Origin of the sequence: Kosakonia sp. WA-90 (assembly GCF_039871955.1) — a bacterium.
GTDB lineage: Bacteria > Pseudomonadota > Gammaproteobacteria > Enterobacterales > Enterobacteriaceae > Kosakonia > Kosakonia oryzendophytica.
Genome location: NZ_JBDPLJ010000003.1, coordinates 315,221 through 331,495, shown reverse-complemented (window position 1 = coordinate 331,495; position 16,275 = coordinate 315,221). Strand labels below are relative to the sequence as shown.

General features: G+C 53.0%; 25 protein-coding genes. 3 read left to right on the top strand and 22 right to left on the bottom strand.

The window, feature by feature from the left end; all coding sequences use genetic code 11:
- From ABGA49_RS08025 to ABGA49_RS08015, 3 genes are read right to left on the bottom strand one after another with little or no spacing between them, the layout of a single operon-like run.
- Complete coding sequence (locus ABGA49_RS08025; protein ID WP_061492741.1) at window positions 1-762, bottom strand: amino acid ABC transporter ATP-binding protein; 762 nt, start codon at window positions 760-762, stop codon at window positions 1-3.
- The gene (locus tag ABGA49_RS08020) at window positions 755-1,681 is read right to left on the bottom strand and encodes an amino acid ABC transporter permease (protein WP_061492739.1); all 927 of its coding nucleotides are present in this window, start codon (window positions 1,679-1,681) and stop codon (window positions 755-757) included. The genes ABGA49_RS08025 and ABGA49_RS08020 overlap by 8 nt, the downstream gene beginning before the upstream one ends.
- Window positions 1,681-2,574 carry an ABC transporter substrate-binding protein gene (locus tag ABGA49_RS08015; RefSeq protein WP_061492737.1) on the bottom strand — a complete coding sequence of 298 codons (894 nt, stop codon included), beginning with the start codon at window positions 2,572-2,574 and terminating at the stop codon, window positions 1,681-1,683. Before ABGA49_RS08015 ends, ABGA49_RS08020 begins: the two co-directional genes overlap by 1 nt.
- Window positions 2,575-2,798: 224 nt before the next feature.
- Between ABGA49_RS08015 and ABGA49_RS08010 the strand changes: the two genes are divergently transcribed.
- A complete protein-coding gene (locus ABGA49_RS08010) occupies window positions 2,799-3,593 on the top strand; it encodes an SDR family oxidoreductase (protein WP_088238331.1) in 795 nt (264 codons plus the stop codon).
- A 16-nt stretch (window positions 3,594-3,609) separates the two neighbouring features.
- On the opposite strand, the gene ABGA49_RS08005 is transcribed toward ABGA49_RS08010, so the two are convergent.
- On the bottom strand, window positions 3,610-4,587 hold the full coding sequence (locus tag ABGA49_RS08005; protein WP_347665404.1) for an AEC family transporter: 978 nt from the start codon (window positions 4,585-4,587) through the stop codon (window positions 3,610-3,612).
- 359 nt (window positions 4,588-4,946) lie between these two features.
- Between ABGA49_RS08005 and ABGA49_RS08000 the strand changes: the two genes are divergently transcribed.
- Window positions 4,947-6,347, top strand: coding sequence for a hypothetical protein (locus ABGA49_RS08000; RefSeq protein ID WP_347665403.1), 1,401 nt, complete (start codon window positions 4,947-4,949; stop codon window positions 6,345-6,347).
- A gap of 62 nt (window positions 6,348-6,409) precedes the next feature.
- On the opposite strand, the gene ABGA49_RS07995 is transcribed toward ABGA49_RS08000, so the two are convergent.
- From ABGA49_RS07995 to ABGA49_RS07950, 10 genes are all read right to left on the bottom strand, one after another.
- Entirely contained in the window at window positions 6,410-6,769 is a 360-nt protein-coding gene (locus tag ABGA49_RS07995; RefSeq protein WP_071889834.1) for a hypothetical protein, read from the bottom strand.
- The gene (locus ABGA49_RS07990) at window positions 6,766-7,266 is read right to left on the bottom strand and encodes a hypothetical protein (RefSeq protein ID WP_061492730.1); all 501 of its coding nucleotides are present in this window, start codon (window positions 7,264-7,266) and stop codon (window positions 6,766-6,768) included. Before ABGA49_RS07990 ends, ABGA49_RS07995 begins: the two co-directional genes overlap by 4 nt.
- Window positions 7,263-7,646 carry a hypothetical protein gene (locus ABGA49_RS07985; RefSeq protein WP_061492728.1) on the bottom strand — a complete coding sequence of 128 codons (384 nt, stop codon included), beginning with the start codon at window positions 7,644-7,646 and terminating at the stop codon, window positions 7,263-7,265. Before ABGA49_RS07985 ends, ABGA49_RS07990 begins: the two co-directional genes overlap by 4 nt.
- Before the next feature lie 45 nt (window positions 7,647-7,691).
- Entirely contained in the window at window positions 7,692-8,042 is a 351-nt protein-coding gene (locus tag ABGA49_RS07980; RefSeq protein ID WP_088238329.1) for a hypothetical protein, read from the bottom strand.
- 75 nt (window positions 8,043-8,117) lie between these two features.
- Window positions 8,118-8,657 carry an SMI1/KNR4 family protein gene (locus ABGA49_RS07975; RefSeq protein WP_061499713.1) on the bottom strand — a complete coding sequence of 180 codons (540 nt, stop codon included), beginning with the start codon at window positions 8,655-8,657 and terminating at the stop codon, window positions 8,118-8,120.
- A gap of 40 nt (window positions 8,658-8,697) precedes the next feature.
- Window positions 8,698-9,141 carry a tetratricopeptide repeat protein gene (locus ABGA49_RS07970; protein WP_061492725.1) on the bottom strand — a complete coding sequence of 148 codons (444 nt, stop codon included), beginning with the start codon at window positions 9,139-9,141 and terminating at the stop codon, window positions 8,698-8,700.
- 15 nt (window positions 9,142-9,156) lie between these two features.
- On the bottom strand, window positions 9,157-9,726 hold the full coding sequence (locus tag ABGA49_RS07965; protein WP_061492723.1) for a hypothetical protein: 570 nt from the start codon (window positions 9,724-9,726) through the stop codon (window positions 9,157-9,159).
- A complete protein-coding gene (locus ABGA49_RS07960; protein ID WP_347665402.1) occupies window positions 9,723-10,505 on the bottom strand; it encodes a hypothetical protein in 783 nt (260 codons plus the stop codon). The genes ABGA49_RS07965 and ABGA49_RS07960 overlap by 4 nt, the downstream gene beginning before the upstream one ends.
- A 53-nt stretch (window positions 10,506-10,558) precedes the next feature.
- Window positions 10,559-10,882, bottom strand: a complete 324-nt coding sequence (locus ABGA49_RS07955) for a hypothetical protein (RefSeq protein ID WP_061492718.1) — start codon at window positions 10,880-10,882, stop codon at window positions 10,559-10,561.
- A 31-nt stretch (window positions 10,883-10,913) separates the two neighbouring features.
- Complete coding sequence (locus tag ABGA49_RS07950; RefSeq protein ID WP_061492716.1) at window positions 10,914-11,207, bottom strand: hypothetical protein; 294 nt, start codon at window positions 11,205-11,207, stop codon at window positions 10,914-10,916.
- Between the two features lie 96 nt (window positions 11,208-11,303).
- Here ABGA49_RS07950 and ABGA49_RS07945 point away from each other — a divergent pair, with 96 nt between their 5' ends.
- Complete coding sequence (locus tag ABGA49_RS07945; RefSeq protein ID WP_061492714.1) at window positions 11,304-11,894, top strand: DUF4291 domain-containing protein; 591 nt, start codon at window positions 11,304-11,306, stop codon at window positions 11,892-11,894.
- A gap of 34 nt (window positions 11,895-11,928) precedes the next feature.
- On the opposite strand, the gene ABGA49_RS07940 is transcribed toward ABGA49_RS07945, so the two are convergent.
- The 8 genes from ABGA49_RS07940 to ABGA49_RS07905 all read right to left on the bottom strand — a co-directional run bounded on the left by ABGA49_RS07940 (window position 11,929) and on the right by ABGA49_RS07905 (window position 16,189).
- On the bottom strand, window positions 11,929-12,375 hold the full coding sequence (locus ABGA49_RS07940) for a hypothetical protein (RefSeq protein ID WP_347665401.1): 447 nt from the start codon (window positions 12,373-12,375) through the stop codon (window positions 11,929-11,931).
- Window positions 12,376-12,438: 63 nt separating this feature from the next.
- Window positions 12,439-12,780, bottom strand: a complete 342-nt coding sequence (locus ABGA49_RS07935; RefSeq protein WP_061492710.1) for a hypothetical protein — start codon at window positions 12,778-12,780, stop codon at window positions 12,439-12,441.
- On the bottom strand, window positions 12,770-13,249 hold the full coding sequence (locus ABGA49_RS07930) for a hypothetical protein (RefSeq protein ID WP_347665400.1): 480 nt from the start codon (window positions 13,247-13,249) through the stop codon (window positions 12,770-12,772). Before ABGA49_RS07930 ends, ABGA49_RS07935 begins: the two co-directional genes overlap by 11 nt.
- Window positions 13,250-13,299: 50 nt before the next feature.
- Window positions 13,300-14,079 (bottom strand): SMI1/KNR4 family protein, encoded by a 780-nt coding sequence (locus ABGA49_RS07925; RefSeq protein ID WP_271044634.1) that lies wholly within the window; start codon window positions 14,077-14,079, stop codon window positions 13,300-13,302.
- Window positions 14,080-14,146: 67 nt separating this feature from the next.
- Entirely contained in the window at window positions 14,147-14,590 is a 444-nt protein-coding gene (locus ABGA49_RS07920) for a DUF6386 family protein (protein ID WP_347665399.1), read from the bottom strand.
- Window positions 14,591-14,638: 48 nt separating this feature from the next.
- Window positions 14,639-14,887 carry a hypothetical protein gene (locus tag ABGA49_RS07915; protein WP_347665398.1) on the bottom strand — a complete coding sequence of 83 codons (249 nt, stop codon included), beginning with the start codon at window positions 14,885-14,887 and terminating at the stop codon, window positions 14,639-14,641.
- Between the two features lie 275 nt (window positions 14,888-15,162).
- Entirely contained in the window at window positions 15,163-15,504 is a 342-nt protein-coding gene (locus ABGA49_RS07910) for a hypothetical protein (RefSeq protein ID WP_134319074.1), read from the bottom strand.
- Window positions 15,505-15,679: 175 nt separating this feature from the next.
- Window positions 15,680-16,189 carry a hypothetical protein gene (locus ABGA49_RS07905; RefSeq protein WP_347665397.1) on the bottom strand — a complete coding sequence of 170 codons (510 nt, stop codon included), beginning with the start codon at window positions 16,187-16,189 and terminating at the stop codon, window positions 15,680-15,682.
- Between the last annotated feature and the right edge of the window lie 86 nt (window positions 16,190-16,275).

The following is a 16,275-nucleotide window of genomic DNA, read 5'->3' as shown; positions in this document are numbered from 1 at the left end:
TTAAAGCACCGTGGAGAGAAAGTGGCTGACGCGAGCGTTGGCGTTATTTTCCAGTACCTGGCGCGCCGGACCGGAGGCGATCACTTTTCCCGCTTCCATAAATACGATGTTGTCCGCCACTTCGCGGGCAAAGCCGATTTCATGGGTGACGATCACCATGGTGATGCCGGAGTGCGCCAGCGCTTTGATCACCTGCAACACTTCCCCCACCAGCTCCGGGTCAAGCGCCGAGGTCGGTTCATCAAACAGCATGACTTCAGGATCCATCGCCAGCGCGCGGGCAATCGCCACGCGCTGCTGCTGACCGCCGGAGAGCTGCTGCGGCCAGTCATCTTCCCGCCCGGAAAGCCCAACCTGTTGCAGAAGCAGGCGTGCTTTCGCCACCGCCTGCGCCCTGGGCTGCTTTTTCACCCGGATGGGCGCATCGATAATGTTTTGCAGCACGGTGCGGTGCGGGAAGAGATTAAATTGCTGGAACACCATGCCGATACGGCTGCGCTGGCGGGCGATTTTGCTGTCGCTCACTTCAAACAGCGCCTGGCCTTTTTGCTCATACCCCACCAGTTCGCCGCCAATGCGGATTGTCCCGGCATCCAGTTTTTCCAGGTGGTTAATGCAGCGCAGCAGCGTCGATTTCCCCGACCCCGATGGGCCGAGGATCACCGTGACCGACCCGGCATCCACATCCAGATCGACGCTATCGACCACCGTCTGCCCGGAGAAACGCTTGGTGATATTGCGTAATTCAATTGCCTCAGCCATTACTCACTCTCCTGGCGTTAAACAGATACACCGGCAGCCTGCGGGCAAACCAGACTTTGGCTTCAACGCGCTTTACACCCCGGGAGAAGTAGCGTTCGACATAGAACTGCCCGACCGACAGTACGGACGTCAGCAGCAGGTACCACAGCGTGGCGACCAGCAGCAGGGGGATCACTTCATAGGTGCGTTGATAGATAATTTGCGCCGAGTAGAGCACATCCTGTAATGAGATAACCGACACCACCGCCGTGGTCTTCAGTTGACCAATCACCTCGTTACCGGCGGGCGGCAGGATAGCGCGCATCGCCTGCGGTAAAACGGTATGGCGGAGAATCTGCCCGCGCGAATAGCCAAGTGCCCGCGCAGCTTCCAGTTGCCCATTCCCAACGCTCTGGATGCCCGCACGGATGATCTCCGCCGCATAGGCGGACTGGTGCATCACCAGCGCGATCACCGCTGCGCTAAAGGGGCTTATCAACGCGTTCGCCGGAGAACTGTAAAGCTCCCCCAGCCCCGGCAGGCTAATGGCGATGGTTGGATAAAGCGCCGCCACGTTGTACCAGAGGAAAAGCTGCACCAGCATCGGCACGCCGCGGAAAAACCACGTATATCCCCAACTTACCGCCACCAGCACCGGGTTCGATGACAGGCGCATCAACGCCAGCACGGTGCCGCCCGCAAAGCCCAGCACGACGGAAATGGCGGTCAGTTGCAGGGTCATCACCACGCCGCTGATGATGGAGTCTTCGGTGAAGCTTTGCGCCACCACGCCCCACTCAAAACGCGGGTTGTTGAAAATGGAATGCAGCAAGCCTGCCAGCAGCAGTAAAACGAACAGGGCGCTGAACCAGCGCCCGTAGTAGCGTTTACCGACAATGCGCAAAGCGTCCTGCGAGGGTGAAGGAGTGGTGTGCGCCATCAGAAAATCTCTTCGTTACGTTTGGACTCTTTTACCGCGCCGAAACCAATCGACCAGTGGTCGAGGATCTTCTGGTAAGAGCCATCTTTGATCAGGGAGTTGAGGGCAGCCTGTACGGCCTCTTCCAGCCCGGAGCCTTTCGGGAAAGCGATAGATACCGGTGCATCGTTAACGCTGATTTGCCCGCTCATGGTCAGCGGTTTCACTTTGCTGACCTGCCAGGTCAGGCCTTCATAGGGGCCAAAGAACATCGGTACGCGCCCGCTGACCACCGCCTGTACACCTGCCGGACGGTCCGGGAAGACGGCGATTTTAATCGGCGCTTTACCCTGTGCTTCACACGCTTTGCTGCCTTCGTTCAGACGGTTGATTTGCGTGGTGCCCGCACCTGCGCCAATCTCTTTGCCGCACACCTGCGTCAGTTCGGTAAAGGCGGGAATGTTTGCATCCTGACGGGAGATAATGCCAAGGCGGGACGCATCGTAATAGCTGACGAAATCCACCTGTTCCAGGCGCTTTTGGGTGGCATTAATGTTGGCGAGCGCCACATCGTAGCGGCCGGATTTCAGCCCCGGAATAATATTGTCGAAACCGCCGGTATCGTGCCACTGCACTTTCACGCCGAGGCGTTCGGCAACCGCGGTCATAATATCGATTTCGCGCCCGGCCAGCGTTTTATTATCTTCCTGATAAAACGTTGTTGGCGGCGTATTTGGGTTGGTGCCCGCAATAATATAACCGCGCTGGATGACCTCCTGCGGTAATTTCGCTTTTAGCGACGCATCTGCCGCAATAGTAAACGTGGTTTGCGCCGGAACGCTCTGTTCAGCGGCATTAACCTGTTGCACGCCACTTATTGCGAGGAGAATGGAGAATACGCCGTATTTATTCATATTGTGGTCTGTCCCCTGAAAAAGAAAATAACTGCCAAATATATTGTGTGAATTCCATTCTGTTAGAGCAGTGAAAACGAGGGAAGCAATAAAACCAGAAAAGCAATGCTGCAAATTGCATAAGCCAGTGCGCACGCGTAATCAGGCAACAATTGGCAATGCGCGTGCTCACTCAGGTGCTAGCCTTGATCCATAGGTTAAATCCCTCAAATCAGGAGCAGACGATGAAGATTGATCTCAGCGGGAAAGTGGCGCTGGTGACGGCGTCAACGGGCGGCATTGGTTTTGCGATTGCCAAAGGGCTGGCGGAAAGCGGCGCGACGGTGATCCTCAACGGGCGAAGCGACGCGTCGACCCGTAAAGCAAAAGCCGCGCTGGAGAAAGAACTACCGGACGCCACATTGCACACGGCTATTGCCGATTTGGGCACAGCACAGGGCGTGGAGGCCTTGCTCAACGCGGCGGGTGACGTGGACATTCTCGTGAATAACGCCGGGATTTACGGCCCGCAGGATTTTTACGCTACCGACGATGAAACCTGGGAAAATTACTGGCAGACCAATGTGATGTCTGGCGTGCGCCTCTCCCGCGCGTTACTCCCGGCGATGGTGAAAAAACAGTGGGGACGCGTGGTATTTATCTCGTCCGAATCGGCGCTCAATATCCCGGCGGACATGATCCACTACGGCGTGACCAAGACGGCGCAACTGTCGCTGGCACGCGGGCTGGCAAAATTTGTCGCCGGCAGCGGCGTGACCGTCAACAGCGTCTTGCCGGGGCCAACCATGTCCGACGGCTTTGCGGAGATGATGAAAGAGGAAATCGAAAAAACCGGCAAAACGCTGGAAACGCTGGCGAAAGAGTTTGTGATGGCCCATCGCCCGAGTTCGGTTATCCAGCGCGCCGCCACGGTTGAAGAGGTAGCAAATATGGTGGTGTATGTCTGCTCGCAACAGGCTTCCGCCACCTCCGGCGCGGCGCTGCGCGTGGACGGCGGCGTGGTTGACGATATTGTCTGACCGGTTCCGGCTGGCCTCAGGGCCAGTCGGGATAAAAATGCCCCATCAGGATCATAAACAGCGGCGTCGTTACCGTAGAAAGGAGAGTGGACAGCAGCATGCTGGTCGCGGTCGCGCCTTGCAGCACCTGGAATTTTTGCGCCATCAGATAGACGTTTACCCCCACCGCCATCGACCCCAGCAACACCACCACCTGACTTTCCGCCCGCGGCAGATGCAACAGGTATGCCGCCGCCCAGATAAGCCCCGGCATCAACAGCAGTTTGAGCAGACAAATGGCGCTGCTCTCACGCAGGCCTTTGCGAATTTGATAGCGCGAGAGGCTCATGCCAAGGGTGATCAGCGTTAACGGCGCGGCAACCTGCGCCACCATGCTGACCGGGCTGTCCAGAAACTGCGGCAACGGGCGGTGCAGCGCAAAACTCCAGAAAAACCCGGTGAAGATGCCAATAATGATCGGGTTACGCAGCACGCTTACCAGCGTCTTGCCAATGCCACGTGCCGAGAAACTGCCGTTCTGCGCCCACTCGACAGACACGGTCACCAGCGTCCACAAAATCAGGCTGTTAAACACCAGCACCAGCGCGACCGACGCGAGACTCGCCTGACCAAGCAGGATGACAGCCACCGGAATACCGAGCATGACGTTGTTAGAAAAGATGCCGCCCAGGCCAAACACCGAGCCGGAAATTGCGTCCAGGTGGAACACATTTTTCGCCAGCACGCGGCCAATAACATAGATGACCAAGCAACTGCCGAAATAGGCGATCAGCAGCCGCATATCCACCGGCGGACTTTGATAAAACTTACTCATGACTTTGAACAACATGCAAGGAATCGCCACGTTAAAGCAGAAGCGATTTAACCCCTCGTTGACCGACTCCGGCCAACCGGCAAAGCGGCCTAAGCCATACCCCAGTGCAATCAGTAAAAAGAGCGGCGCAGAGAGGAGCAGTTGCTGCGCGAGTTGCCCGAAAAATTCCGCCGTGTCCATCCCTTACCCTGTCTGTATTAATGAAATTACTGTTAACGTCTTGTTTTTGACAGTATATGGGGAGGCAACCGCGCCGTCAGTCCCTGATGACGAAGGATCCACGCATTTTTGCGTTTTTCTTTTATTGAAAAGTTATACGTTTCGCTAACTATATAGTTTCATTGGGTAAATATAACGTTTGGCAACAATATTAGTAACAAGATATTTCTAATATATAACAAATATGTAATTTTATTCGTATAATTCCGTTATCTATTTTTTTAAGAAGGCCCACCTGCAACCTGAATTTATCTATTCCTTATCACAGCAATTATTAGCCAAATAGTAAAAACAAATAATGATAGTTCGAGGTTAACTCCATGATAGCACTGAAAGCATCCATTGTGGTTGCTGGCTGCGCACTGCTTTTATCAGGCTGCGCATCCTATGACAACACAGCCTGTAATAATGCCTTCACCGCCGGGCAAAATGCCATTAATAATAAAAACTATGATGCCTACCTGAATAATCGCCAATTAATGCTGCAACTTTGCTATTCCAGCCAGACGGAATATAAAGTTACCAGTGCAGTTATGGATTACGATAATGGATTATTAAAAAAACTCTATGATGATAAAGATTATGCGAATCTCATTAAATTCACTGAACAGCAATTCGCTGCCAGCGATACTAAAGACTATTTTTATCATCTTCTCATGCAATATCAGTACTATAGCGGGCTGGCAAAACAGCAAGCGAGCAGTAATAAAACGCAGGCTATCAGTACTCTGACGAGTTACGAGACGCTGGTAACACGTTATGCCCGCGAATTAGGCGCTGCGCATGCGAATTACCTGTATGCGTCCTCTTACAAAACCCACAGCGAAATAGGCGATGGCTCCAAAACGTTACTGGATAAATTCGTCACCGCGCTGAACCTGACGCCGCTGGCAAGCGGTGATATGTATACCGCAGCAATAAACCTGGCGCGGGACCTGAAAAATAATAAACTCGCCAGCCGCCTGGGGACACAGTGGTCCACGCTAAACAGCGCATGGGGCGGTGTGGATGAAGGCCATCGCGTTGTCGCCGACAGTAATAAACTCCGCGACGTGGCGGCCATTCTGAAGAAGAAAGGCTTTGGTGACCTGTCTGACGTGACGGCCGCGCTGGCGGGTACGCGCCATAAAACGGAGGTCAGTAACCAGCAATACGCTGCGCAGCAGGCACATGCGGAAGCCGAGCGCGCTCAGGCTGCGCAGCAAGAGGCGCAGCAGCCATCGCAGGTCGATACGCTGGTCAATGCGGTGACGGGTGTCGCCAGCAGCGCCATCGTTGCGCATGCCTCTGGCGGCAGCGTGTCTCAGGCCGTCGGTAACTCGCTCAACCAGGCCGCGCTGGCCGCTAACAGCAGCAGTGAGAGCAGTTATTCGCCCTCTGCGTCGTCCGGCGCCGGTGCTTCTTCTGCAGGCAGCAGCGGTGGCGGTTCTGGTGGGGCCCGCCCGGCGCTCTCCGCCGAAGCGATGGCTATCGACCTGAGTGGCGATTGTGATACCGCCGAGCGCAAAGGCACTGAAGCGGCAGAGAAGATAGGCGCACAGGCGCAGTCACCAGACGCCGGGATTTGTTCCTCCGGTAAAGGCGTCAAACTGCTGGGGGAAATCGCCGTTCGTGTTGCGCAGGCCTGTAAAGTCCGCCCGACCTGGAAACAGATGGAAGATCAGGGCTATGAGACGATTAACGAGGCGCAGCAGACCATTAACGATTCCTGTTCACCCTGACAAACAGCGCCCCGCACACTGCGGGGCCTTTCCACGCCGCGATTGATACAGCCGCGCCAGTGTCAGGCACAGAGCTGGTCGATATCTTCCGCGATAGGCTCCATTTGCAGACTACCCAGCGCGCCCAGATCCTGTGTGTAGATGGCTTCCTTGCCCACACGCGCGTGGATGAAATAGCCCACATCGCCATCCTGACCGATCAACAGGTATTCCGGCTCCACCTGCTGGACAGCATAGGTCTGGTTGCGCTCCAGCAGATCGTGGTAATTGAATAACACCAGAGCGTCGCCGTTCGGGGTGGTGATTTCCCAACACGCGTTTTCCCGGATCGTTTGCAGTAAATAGCGGCGGTAGCGCGGCGGCAATGTCATGCCCAGCACGCGCTCAAGGTGTTGCAGTGAAGGTGGCAGCAGGTTACTCATTTTCGTTTCTTCTTCACGTTCTTTACGTTGGGCACCAGCGGCGAGTGATCGTAAACGTAGATTTCGTTCAACGTCAGCTCAGGCGGTATCTGGTGGAGATGATCGGCGAGCTCGTCATGCGGCGAAGGTAGAGGAAACGACAATCCATAATCGTTATCGACAATCAGCGCGCCGTGCAGAATGCGCACCTCTTTCACGAGCATGGAAAGCTTCTCCATGGTGATCCCCGGGTAGAGGGTCTGCCGGTATTTACCGCTATAAGTCTGGTTACAGCCCACCGACACGATGATATCCAGCGAATTGGTGAAGACGACCATCGCGCCGTGATTAATAAAATAGCCGTGCATTGTCTCTGCCTGCGGGTGCGCGGGCGGGTAGATTTTCGTTTCCACCGTGAAGCGCTCAAGCAACTCTTCCAGATAGACATCAATCGACTGGCCAAGGCAGATATTGCCTAGCGAGTGATTACTGATGATGTCCGCATTCAGATCAATCATCCTTCCTCCTGCGTTGCCGGAAACCGGCCACGAAGATACGCAGACCACAGTTGCGTGACTGCCCAGCCGCCCGCCTTCCCGGCAGCCAGACTTTTAGCAATCAGATCGACATCGTCAGCAATACGCGCCGCGATCTCTGCATTGCCGTTGATGCGAAAAGCATGTTTGAATGCTTTTTCGCGTAATGTGTCGATAAAAGTCAGCACCTGCGCCGGGAATGCCTGGGCCTGAAGTTCGCGATATGCCTGCATCCAGGCCTCATCGAATGCAGCTTCATCGCGCAAATCCAGGGCGGCATCGGCATCCAGCGATGCCAGGAAATCAAAAAATCCGTTGGCGGATAAGCGGTTATCCAGCTCGGTTAAGGCAGGACTGATCATCTTGCTACTCGCTCCGTTGGTGCGCTGATGGGGATAGGGACACGCTCAGCGATAGATCCCGCGTTGCTCTGCCTGTTCAATCCAGATGTCCTGCAGGCTTCCCTGGATTTCGGCATCCTGATAATGCACCGCAAAATCGCCATCAATCCCTTGCGGGAAATGACTGCCATCCAGCATGCCGAAGATAACCGAGGCGCTGTCGGCCATCGCCATCTGTATAAAGCGCAACACATCGTGTTGCTGCTCGACGGTAAGCGATGCCAGCGCATTTCTGGCCCTGCCATAGACGTCGCTATCGCTGTTCACCGGTCTGGTCAACGCCTGCTGGTAACGTACGGCATTGTCGTCAAACAACGCGCGGGCAACCGCCTTCACCACCTGTTCATCATGTTCCATTATGTTCTCCTGCAATGGGGCTATCGCGGATGCCGCTCTCCCCTGAGGTCGTGTGCAAATGCAGAAAACGTGGCCTTATGCTATTTCCTGCCAGAAAGCGAGATTAACTGCGCCGACCGCGCTGGCAACCTCTTGCGGGTGCGCGGCCTGTAAAAACAGTGACCCAACACCCCGGATAAACAGCGCAAAACTGTCAGCAACCGGATCGTCATCCGCCGCTGTCGGTTCGCTGGTAATGGCGTAAACGCGCTGATTCAGGGTATTAAGCAGCAGGGTATACGGATCGGAAAGCGCAATCACGATGATGCCCTCAGGACGGCTGACGCCGGGCCACCAGCGGTTAAACGCCTCACTTTGATTGAGCGCTATCACCTGCGCGAGGTAATCCTCACCTGTGCCAAAGGCGATATTGCCAAGGGAGAAATGGTCCAGATCATAGCGGGAAAGAAACGCCAGGAAGTCACCGCTCAGCCTGACATTCAGGATTTGCTCAAGCGCACATATGTCGCCCACCGGTTCGCGCCGTTGTTTTAGCAGTAATTCATCCATCTCACCCTCTAAGGGTAAAAATTTTTCGGCCAGTCGTTGTTCAATATCCGCCAGGGTTAATAGCATCACGTCCTCGTTTACACGGTTTCCATCACATTGAATTGAATCATCGCTGCCGCGCAAGGTAAAACTCCAGGTACTTGTGAGGATATTCTTTAAAAGGCCGACGCTTGCCATAACGATAGATCGCGTCGAAATAGCGGAAGGCCTCATCCAACTGGCCCAGTTCATATAAGGCCATGCCCAAATCCATATGCGGCCCGACATCAATTTCAGAACGGCGATATTCCAGTTCAACCTCCGCCCATGCTTTGGCTTTTTCATAGTTGCCAAGGGCAAACCAGGCGTTGTAATAACTCCCTGTCAGCCATCCACCGATCATTTCCCATGCAAACTTCGGCTCAGGCAACAGTGCACAGGCCTGATCATATTGCCGGATAGCCTCGGCGAATTGCTTTTTATCCGACAATGCATTGCCAGCGTTAATAATATCGACAATCCTGTTTTCCAGTGCGGCGTCAGTTTCTGAGAGCAATGGGCTTAATAACATATCGGCTCCTGATGCTTATTCTGCTGGCTTGTTGTGAGCAGCCGGCGGCGTTAATCCGTATTTATTCATCACATGTCGTGCTTTTGCGGCTACCGGCTGCCACTGACTGTCGGTTAACGCCTGTAATGCGGCAATGGCAGACGGAGTGGCTATTTTCGCCAGCGCATAAATACAGTCCGTCGCCAGGTTAAATATTCCGTTCTCGCGATCATCACAAAGGTAGTCATGATCCGTTGCAGCACACTGATAAATTGCCGCTACCGCGCTTTCACTGCGCGGCGCGAGAGTTAACAGCGCTCTGAGCACTTCCGCATGCCGTTGATGCCAGAATGCCGTTAACGCCGGAATAAGTGCCTCGCTGTCCGGTGGTGAAAAGTGAAAGTGAAAACCAAGGTATAAGGTTAACTCCAGCGCCAGCGCATTTTCCGTCTCTACCGCATGACGCAACTCATCATTAATGAGGGTACCGATAGTTTCCTGGCTGGCCGGGTAGTTGAGGAAAAACACCGCATCGCTGATTTTCCCCTCGCGCAGCGGGCGGTTATCGAGCACCGCTAAAACCAGCGCCAGTTTGTCCGTTATCATGGCAGGCGCTTCCGTGTTTTAGTGGCGTCACCGCCTTTCCAGGCAATCAGTAATCCGGCCTCGCCCAGCGTCTGATTGACTTCAGCAATACGCGCGTCGCTGACCGTCCAGAGCCATAAATCATTCTGCAGGTGTTCAATACCACCGGCACCGGTTGTCGCGATCCAGGTTTGTAGCGGCATGCCCATTACCGGCTGTGCCAAATGATGGCGATTAACGACGTTAACGGGGTAAATCATTCGCAGCATGCTGCGCCTGTAACGCTCCGCCCCGCGGAACCGGCCCGGCGTTTCCCGCTTAAATAACGCGGGGTTTTCGCAGCCGCAAACAGAGACCAGATTTTCGCCGGCCGCATAATAGTAAGCTTTGCTGACCGTGTCGCAGTGGTACGCAATCCCGTAATCGAAATGAATCTCGCAGGCCACCATTCTGAGCAGAGCCGCCATATCCCCACACGCAGGAAGTTGCATATCGATATGGTGAAACTGGCCGAACTCGGCGGTGGACACACCGAAAGAAGCAGACCAGGGCAGCGCACCGGGCTTCTCGCTATACAATCTGAATGCATTGATCTGCTGCGCCGCCACTTTTTCCCGCAATGCATCCAGCGTGGACTCGATCAGATCGTGATCGCCGGGGTGGTCGCCCGGCTGCACATACTGATTCCAGCCACAGGATGAGACCTCCAGCGCAGCGTGTTTGAAAAGCGTCATACCCAGCGCCAGCGCCGAAGCGGGTGAAACCTGTTCTGTGCCGTATAGCGCAATTCCTGTGTACATACCTCTCCCTATGTTGCGGTTATTCCCCAATCCTGGTTTGTTGCACGCGCAAATCAATCACCGGGTTTTTCCCAGCAGCGAATTTTTTCCATTTCACGTTCCAGATCGCCCATATCATCATCGCCCAGTTCATCGTTAAATTTCGCAGACAATATGGCGCGCACCTTCGCCAGACGATGCGTTACCCGGTTACGATCGATAAAACCGGTAGTTTCCCGGCAATATGCCAGCTCATTTTCCGCCGCATCACATATTGTTTCGCCGTGGTAATAGTGGCGGGCGATATCGCGTAGGGAGATCAGGATATACTCAACCTCACTCAAAATGGCTAACGCCTCTTCTCCGGTCAGCTGGATCTGTTCGTTTTCTGCTTTCATATACTCTCCGCAGGCGCTGCAATATGTGTCTTCACTCCAGAAAGATCTGTTCTATATAGCGGTTAACCGCTGAACTCATCCCGGCAAGCGCGCGGGCATCTTCACCTGAAGCATATTTCAAGGCGCCTTCCAGATTATCGCGAAGGACAAACAGTGCCCAGGCGACGGATTTTGGAAGCAGGCTGTTATCTTTATACGCGGCGTAGAACGCATCCAACGCCCGATACAGTTCTTCCACGGTGTCCTTCCCGGGGATATTCGCCAGGCGGACATTCTCAACAATATCGAGAATCAACGCATTTATATGCGCAACACTGTTTTCCATAGTATCCCGTTATCTCTTACAGTAGATTCTCATCGCGGCGCGTTACCACGCCAACTGCGCGGTAAAAGACCGCCATGCACTTAGGATGAGTAAAAGATGATGCAAATAACAGAAAATACTCCCGTCGCGGAACGGGAAATAAGAGCGTTTTATACTAACGATGTTATCCGCGTTTATCAGGCTTATTCCGACGCCATTGCCGATAGCGCCCTTGCGCAGGGTACCTTTGTTTCCCCGCCCTTTAGCATGACCCGTATGACGTGGATTAAGCCCTCGTTTCTGTGGATGATGTACCGATCTGGCTGGGGGAAGAAAGATCCGCATCAGTGCCGGGTACTGGCTGTCGATCTTAGCCATGAAGGCTTTAAGCAGATCCTTAATCAGGGGATTTTAAGCAGTCACCGTCATGCCACTTGCGACGATCAGGCCGAATGGAAAAGTAAAATCGCCGCGTCCGATGTGGTCATTCAGTGGGATCCGGAGCGGGATATTCACATGAATAAACTGCCCTGGCGCACCATTCAGATTGGCTTACGCAACCAGGCAGTGGTGGATTATTGTCAAAAATGGATCGTCAATATCACCGATGTCACCGAACGTGCGACCGACATTCACACGCTGGTTAATGCCGGAAATATTGATGACGCCCGCCGGTTGCTGCCGGAAGAGAGAATTTACACCGTTTAAGCAGGAGGCATAACGCACCGGCCACGCAGAACAGTCAGCCGGATGAGGGGGCGGTACGATTCTGCAAAAAATAATCGAGATATTTTTGTGGTCGCCCCTGAAATGCCCGCCGCTGACCATAGTGCCAGGCTTGCGCAAAATAGTTCAGCGCCGCGTCGTATTCCTTTAGCTCATAGCAGGCCATTCCCAGATCAATGAGCGGCGCGGTATCAATCGCAGAACTGTTCGCGGCCAGAGCGATTTCGCCCCATGTTTTTGCCGCGGCGAAGTTCTGCAAATCGAAACAGGCGCTGTACAGACATGCCGCGACCCAGCCCGTCACGCTCCACGCCATTTTAGGCTCAGGCAGTAGCCCCCAGGCCTGCTGATACGCCGCCAGCGCATCGGTAACGTTCGCATTATCGTGGTGGATGTTGCCGGCTTCAACCAGCATCGTGATGCGATTGTCCAGTTCTGCGTCAAGATCTTCATGTTGCGTCATGTTCAACCTGCCAGGGTAAAAAGCGATCTTTCAAGTGAGTCCGCACTCGCATTACCGCCTCTGTTAAACCTTACCGGTTTGCATAAACTCTTCGAGTTGCCGGATAAAGTGCGCTTTTTGCTTTGTGCGCTTCACGTCCAGTACGCTGACACGGGTGATATGCCCCTTTTTGTCATAATCCTGTTTTTGTAACACCAGCACGAACTCCCCGCCGGGGATCCCTTCGGGTTCGTACCGGGAATCAAAACTCACGCCCAGTCGCTTATTTTCACCGCCGATCAACACCGCGCTGAAAAAGTAATCGATATTTTCGGTCACCGGCTCAACATCATAGAAATTATTAAGCGTGATAAACCATCCCGCAGGAACACGCAGCGGCTGCAAGCCAACATTCTTATCCGTCATGTGTCGCCGCCTTGAAATACGAGGCCGGAAGCGCAGCCAGTTGGTGGATTTCGTTATCATAGGCGTGCCGGCCGATGCCTTTTAACGTGGCCATGCGTTCAAAAAATCGACGCGCCTGTGTTGCCATTTCACGTATAAATTCGCCTTTCCCGACCACGGCTTTCACTTCACCGTGGCAATCAACGCTGATCAGAACCTGGTCCCGCAAGGGTGTAAACCGCACGGTGATAGGCTGATCCGGGAAACACGTTTCGAACGCGTTTTCTTCCGCCAGCGCCAGCAAGCCCGACGTGAAATACGCCCACAGCTGATCGACATAATCCCACATGGCCTGATTAATCAGCTCCACACCGTTTATCCGCAGCAGCAGAGCGCCATCAATATAGTCCGGATCCGTAATGGTGCCTTCAAAGGCGAAAACATCAACAAAACCCTGCTCAGACTTAATAAAACTCTGTACCTCAATCATGGTAAAAACCTTGTTCAGTCACGCTCAGGACATCCTCAGAATCGGGTTAATTAATCCCTTGTATAGCGGGTAAAAGAGGCAAGAAATGCCGAAAAATCTGGCCAGATGCCGAAGATTTCCGCCTGCTCATGCAAAATATAAAAATAGACCTGACCGGCGTCCTTTTCCCTTAACGATACCGCATAGATGCCCGAGCCCGGATCGTAAGCAAACGGGAGTAACTCGCCTTTTTTAAAGCCTTCCGGCAGACCCTCTTCATCGAACTGATGGAAACAGTCCCCTATCTCATCCACTGTAAAAAACGCATTGATGGGATAAATATAGGCATCGTCATGAACATACGAAGGCAGCGGCTGGCCGCCATTGAATGTCTGGTATAACGCGATCATCCCGACAGGCAGCGGCACGGGCGTGAGTGCGGCCAGGCGCGCAATGTCATTTTCCGTTGCGGGCGGCAGACTGTCGGTCAAAAACAGCGCCCCCTGGTAATCCTCGGCCGCATCAATGACCTCTCTCAACCAGTCGGCGAAGGTGTCAAACACCGTGACATTCTCGTATCCCGCGCTCGCAAAGTCGTGAATGATAATGACACGCTCGCCCTGATCCCGTTCCCAGCAGGCTATATCGTCGTTATCTTCCCGGCGGGCGAAAGGCAGCAGCGCCCGCCCCGGATAGCGTGTTTTCACGCCCTCATAGCGTGTCTTCAGCCTGTCGCCTTGCAGAATAATCCACGGGTCGAAATCCACCGTTCCTTGCGCGCAGAGTCGCAAAAAATCCGCTGGGTAGCTAAACCATGCCGGTAATTCACTGGCCGTTAAAAGTTGTGCCATGTCTTTTCTCCCTGTTAGTTACAGACCCAAGGGTTTCGTTTTTGCCGCAACGGCACAAGCCGGGTATTTATATTCTCAGGAGATCCTGAATATCATTTGATGCGCCCTCGACGGGGGTGAAGGACAGCGATATTTGCGACTGTGATTTGCTGTAACGGACCCTATAACAGCCCACCGGAAGGGGCAAAAATATGCCAGCCATTACCGCTGAGCCGTCAGGTTCAAGATCGCCGCCGGAGGTATCTTCGCCTGCGCCAATAAACACCCTGCCGGACGGAACGCGCAGCGACAGCGAGGCGCAGGTGTCATCGAGATCATCCATGATGATCACGCGGTATTCACCGTCCTCACCCAGATTAAGAAACAGCGCATTCCCGCGATTAATTTCTTCTATTTCATCTTCAGGAATGCTCCACCAATCAGCATCATCACTGACCCGATGCTGCAAACAAGCCAGGTCAAAAATCGCCAACGTCGCCGTGCCGGTGACAAAAGTAAATGTCGTCTCCATCAGGTATCCTTTGAGGTGAAGGCGCAGCTATAAAACGCCAACGGAGGGTTATTCATAGCTTTTAGCAGCTATTAATACATCGGCAAAAACGCCCCAGCTAATATTCTGGGGAAGCGGCAACTGCCTGTTTTTGTAATAACCGTCCATATCTTCCATCCACGATGCCATGGCCTCAAGATAATCCGCAACGCTTTTATTTTGCCACGCTTCAGGTGAATGTCGGGCATCGGTTGCTAATGCCTGTATCAGGGTTAGTAGTTCCTTCCGGTTATTTACCGGGAAATATTCTTCACACATGCTGTGCTCCTTATCCGTTCTCTACGATGTTGAGACCGATGATAAAGCGTACCGCTATCTTACCGCGGTTTTATCACAACAGATTTTCCGCACCTGCGCCCTCGATCAGTAAGGTGACCTGGCGATAATGAGGGTGAAATTTAAAAAATCGTGCGTCATTCAGGCTCCTTACACGCATACCCCCTGAACTAAAGCGCGTTGATCGTGTGTTGCGCAGAATAACAACAACACAGTGATGTGTGGATAATGATATTCACCACGTAGTAGCCCGGAGATTAGGGTAAAGAATGCGGAGCCCAACGTCGTCTCGTCCACTGTATTGCGTGATCAGATAACAGGGCTTTAATCCGTGCCTCAAACGCTTCATTGAAGTGGTCATCAGAAGCGATAATCACATCCAGAACATAGTGTTCGTCGCACAGCAATTCACTCAGTCGGTCCTCTTTATCGATAACCTGGATTTCAAAGCCCTGACAGACCGCACGGGCGATATAGCGCCCTTTATCATCACGACAGATGAGCGGCTGTTGAAAAGCACGCTCGAACTTGCAAAGTAGCGCGTCGAACGTCCCCTCTTCCGCTAGGACAAAACTCAACCACCGTTTATTGCTCGTCATATTTACTCCCCTGAATGAGACCAATAAATTAGCCCATATTGCTGGCTACGGTCGATGCATGCCCGTAGATGAGGATGGCGCTGCTCTGGCAAAGAGCCAAAAGCCGACATGTCTCCTTGCATCGCATACGCATTTTAACGGCTTAGACATTCCATCTTTCATAAATATGATGATATTAATAGATTATCAGCTTACCCACTGGCCATTTTCCATTCCAGCCGCAGGGAATATGCCCATGTTCATAGATATTAATAAGCGACTCAAAGAAGAGACTACCCTTTAAATGTTTTTTATACGCATCTTCCATCAAATAATTAATCAAATCCCATTTAATATTATCCAGAATAACATGTTGAACCACTTCATTATTTATCATTAGCGGGATAATTGCAGTATCGATAATTCCCTGAGCTTCTCTGGCAAGAGTATTCCATTCTTGATAGTCATTACTGTGTTTTTTGGCTAAATGCCCCGTTATTTCATTCCGTGCCTCAAGGGTGGTGTCTTCCCAATCCGTACTGGCAATCTCTTTAATAAACGCATTTTCATCAGTAAGCTGCGTTGCATCATATAAAAAAGTAGGCTTTCCTAAATTTATGAACCAGTTAATTTTCAGCAAGCGATCTACGGCTAATCTGGAGATATTCATGGCTTCACCTGATTTTTTTCGGTATTTCTGAGACATTCCTTGCACCATCCAGCACCGAGCGCATCGGGCAGATGCAAGCTGTTGCCGCAGCAGCACGGTGGAAACCGTAACATAAAAGTCCG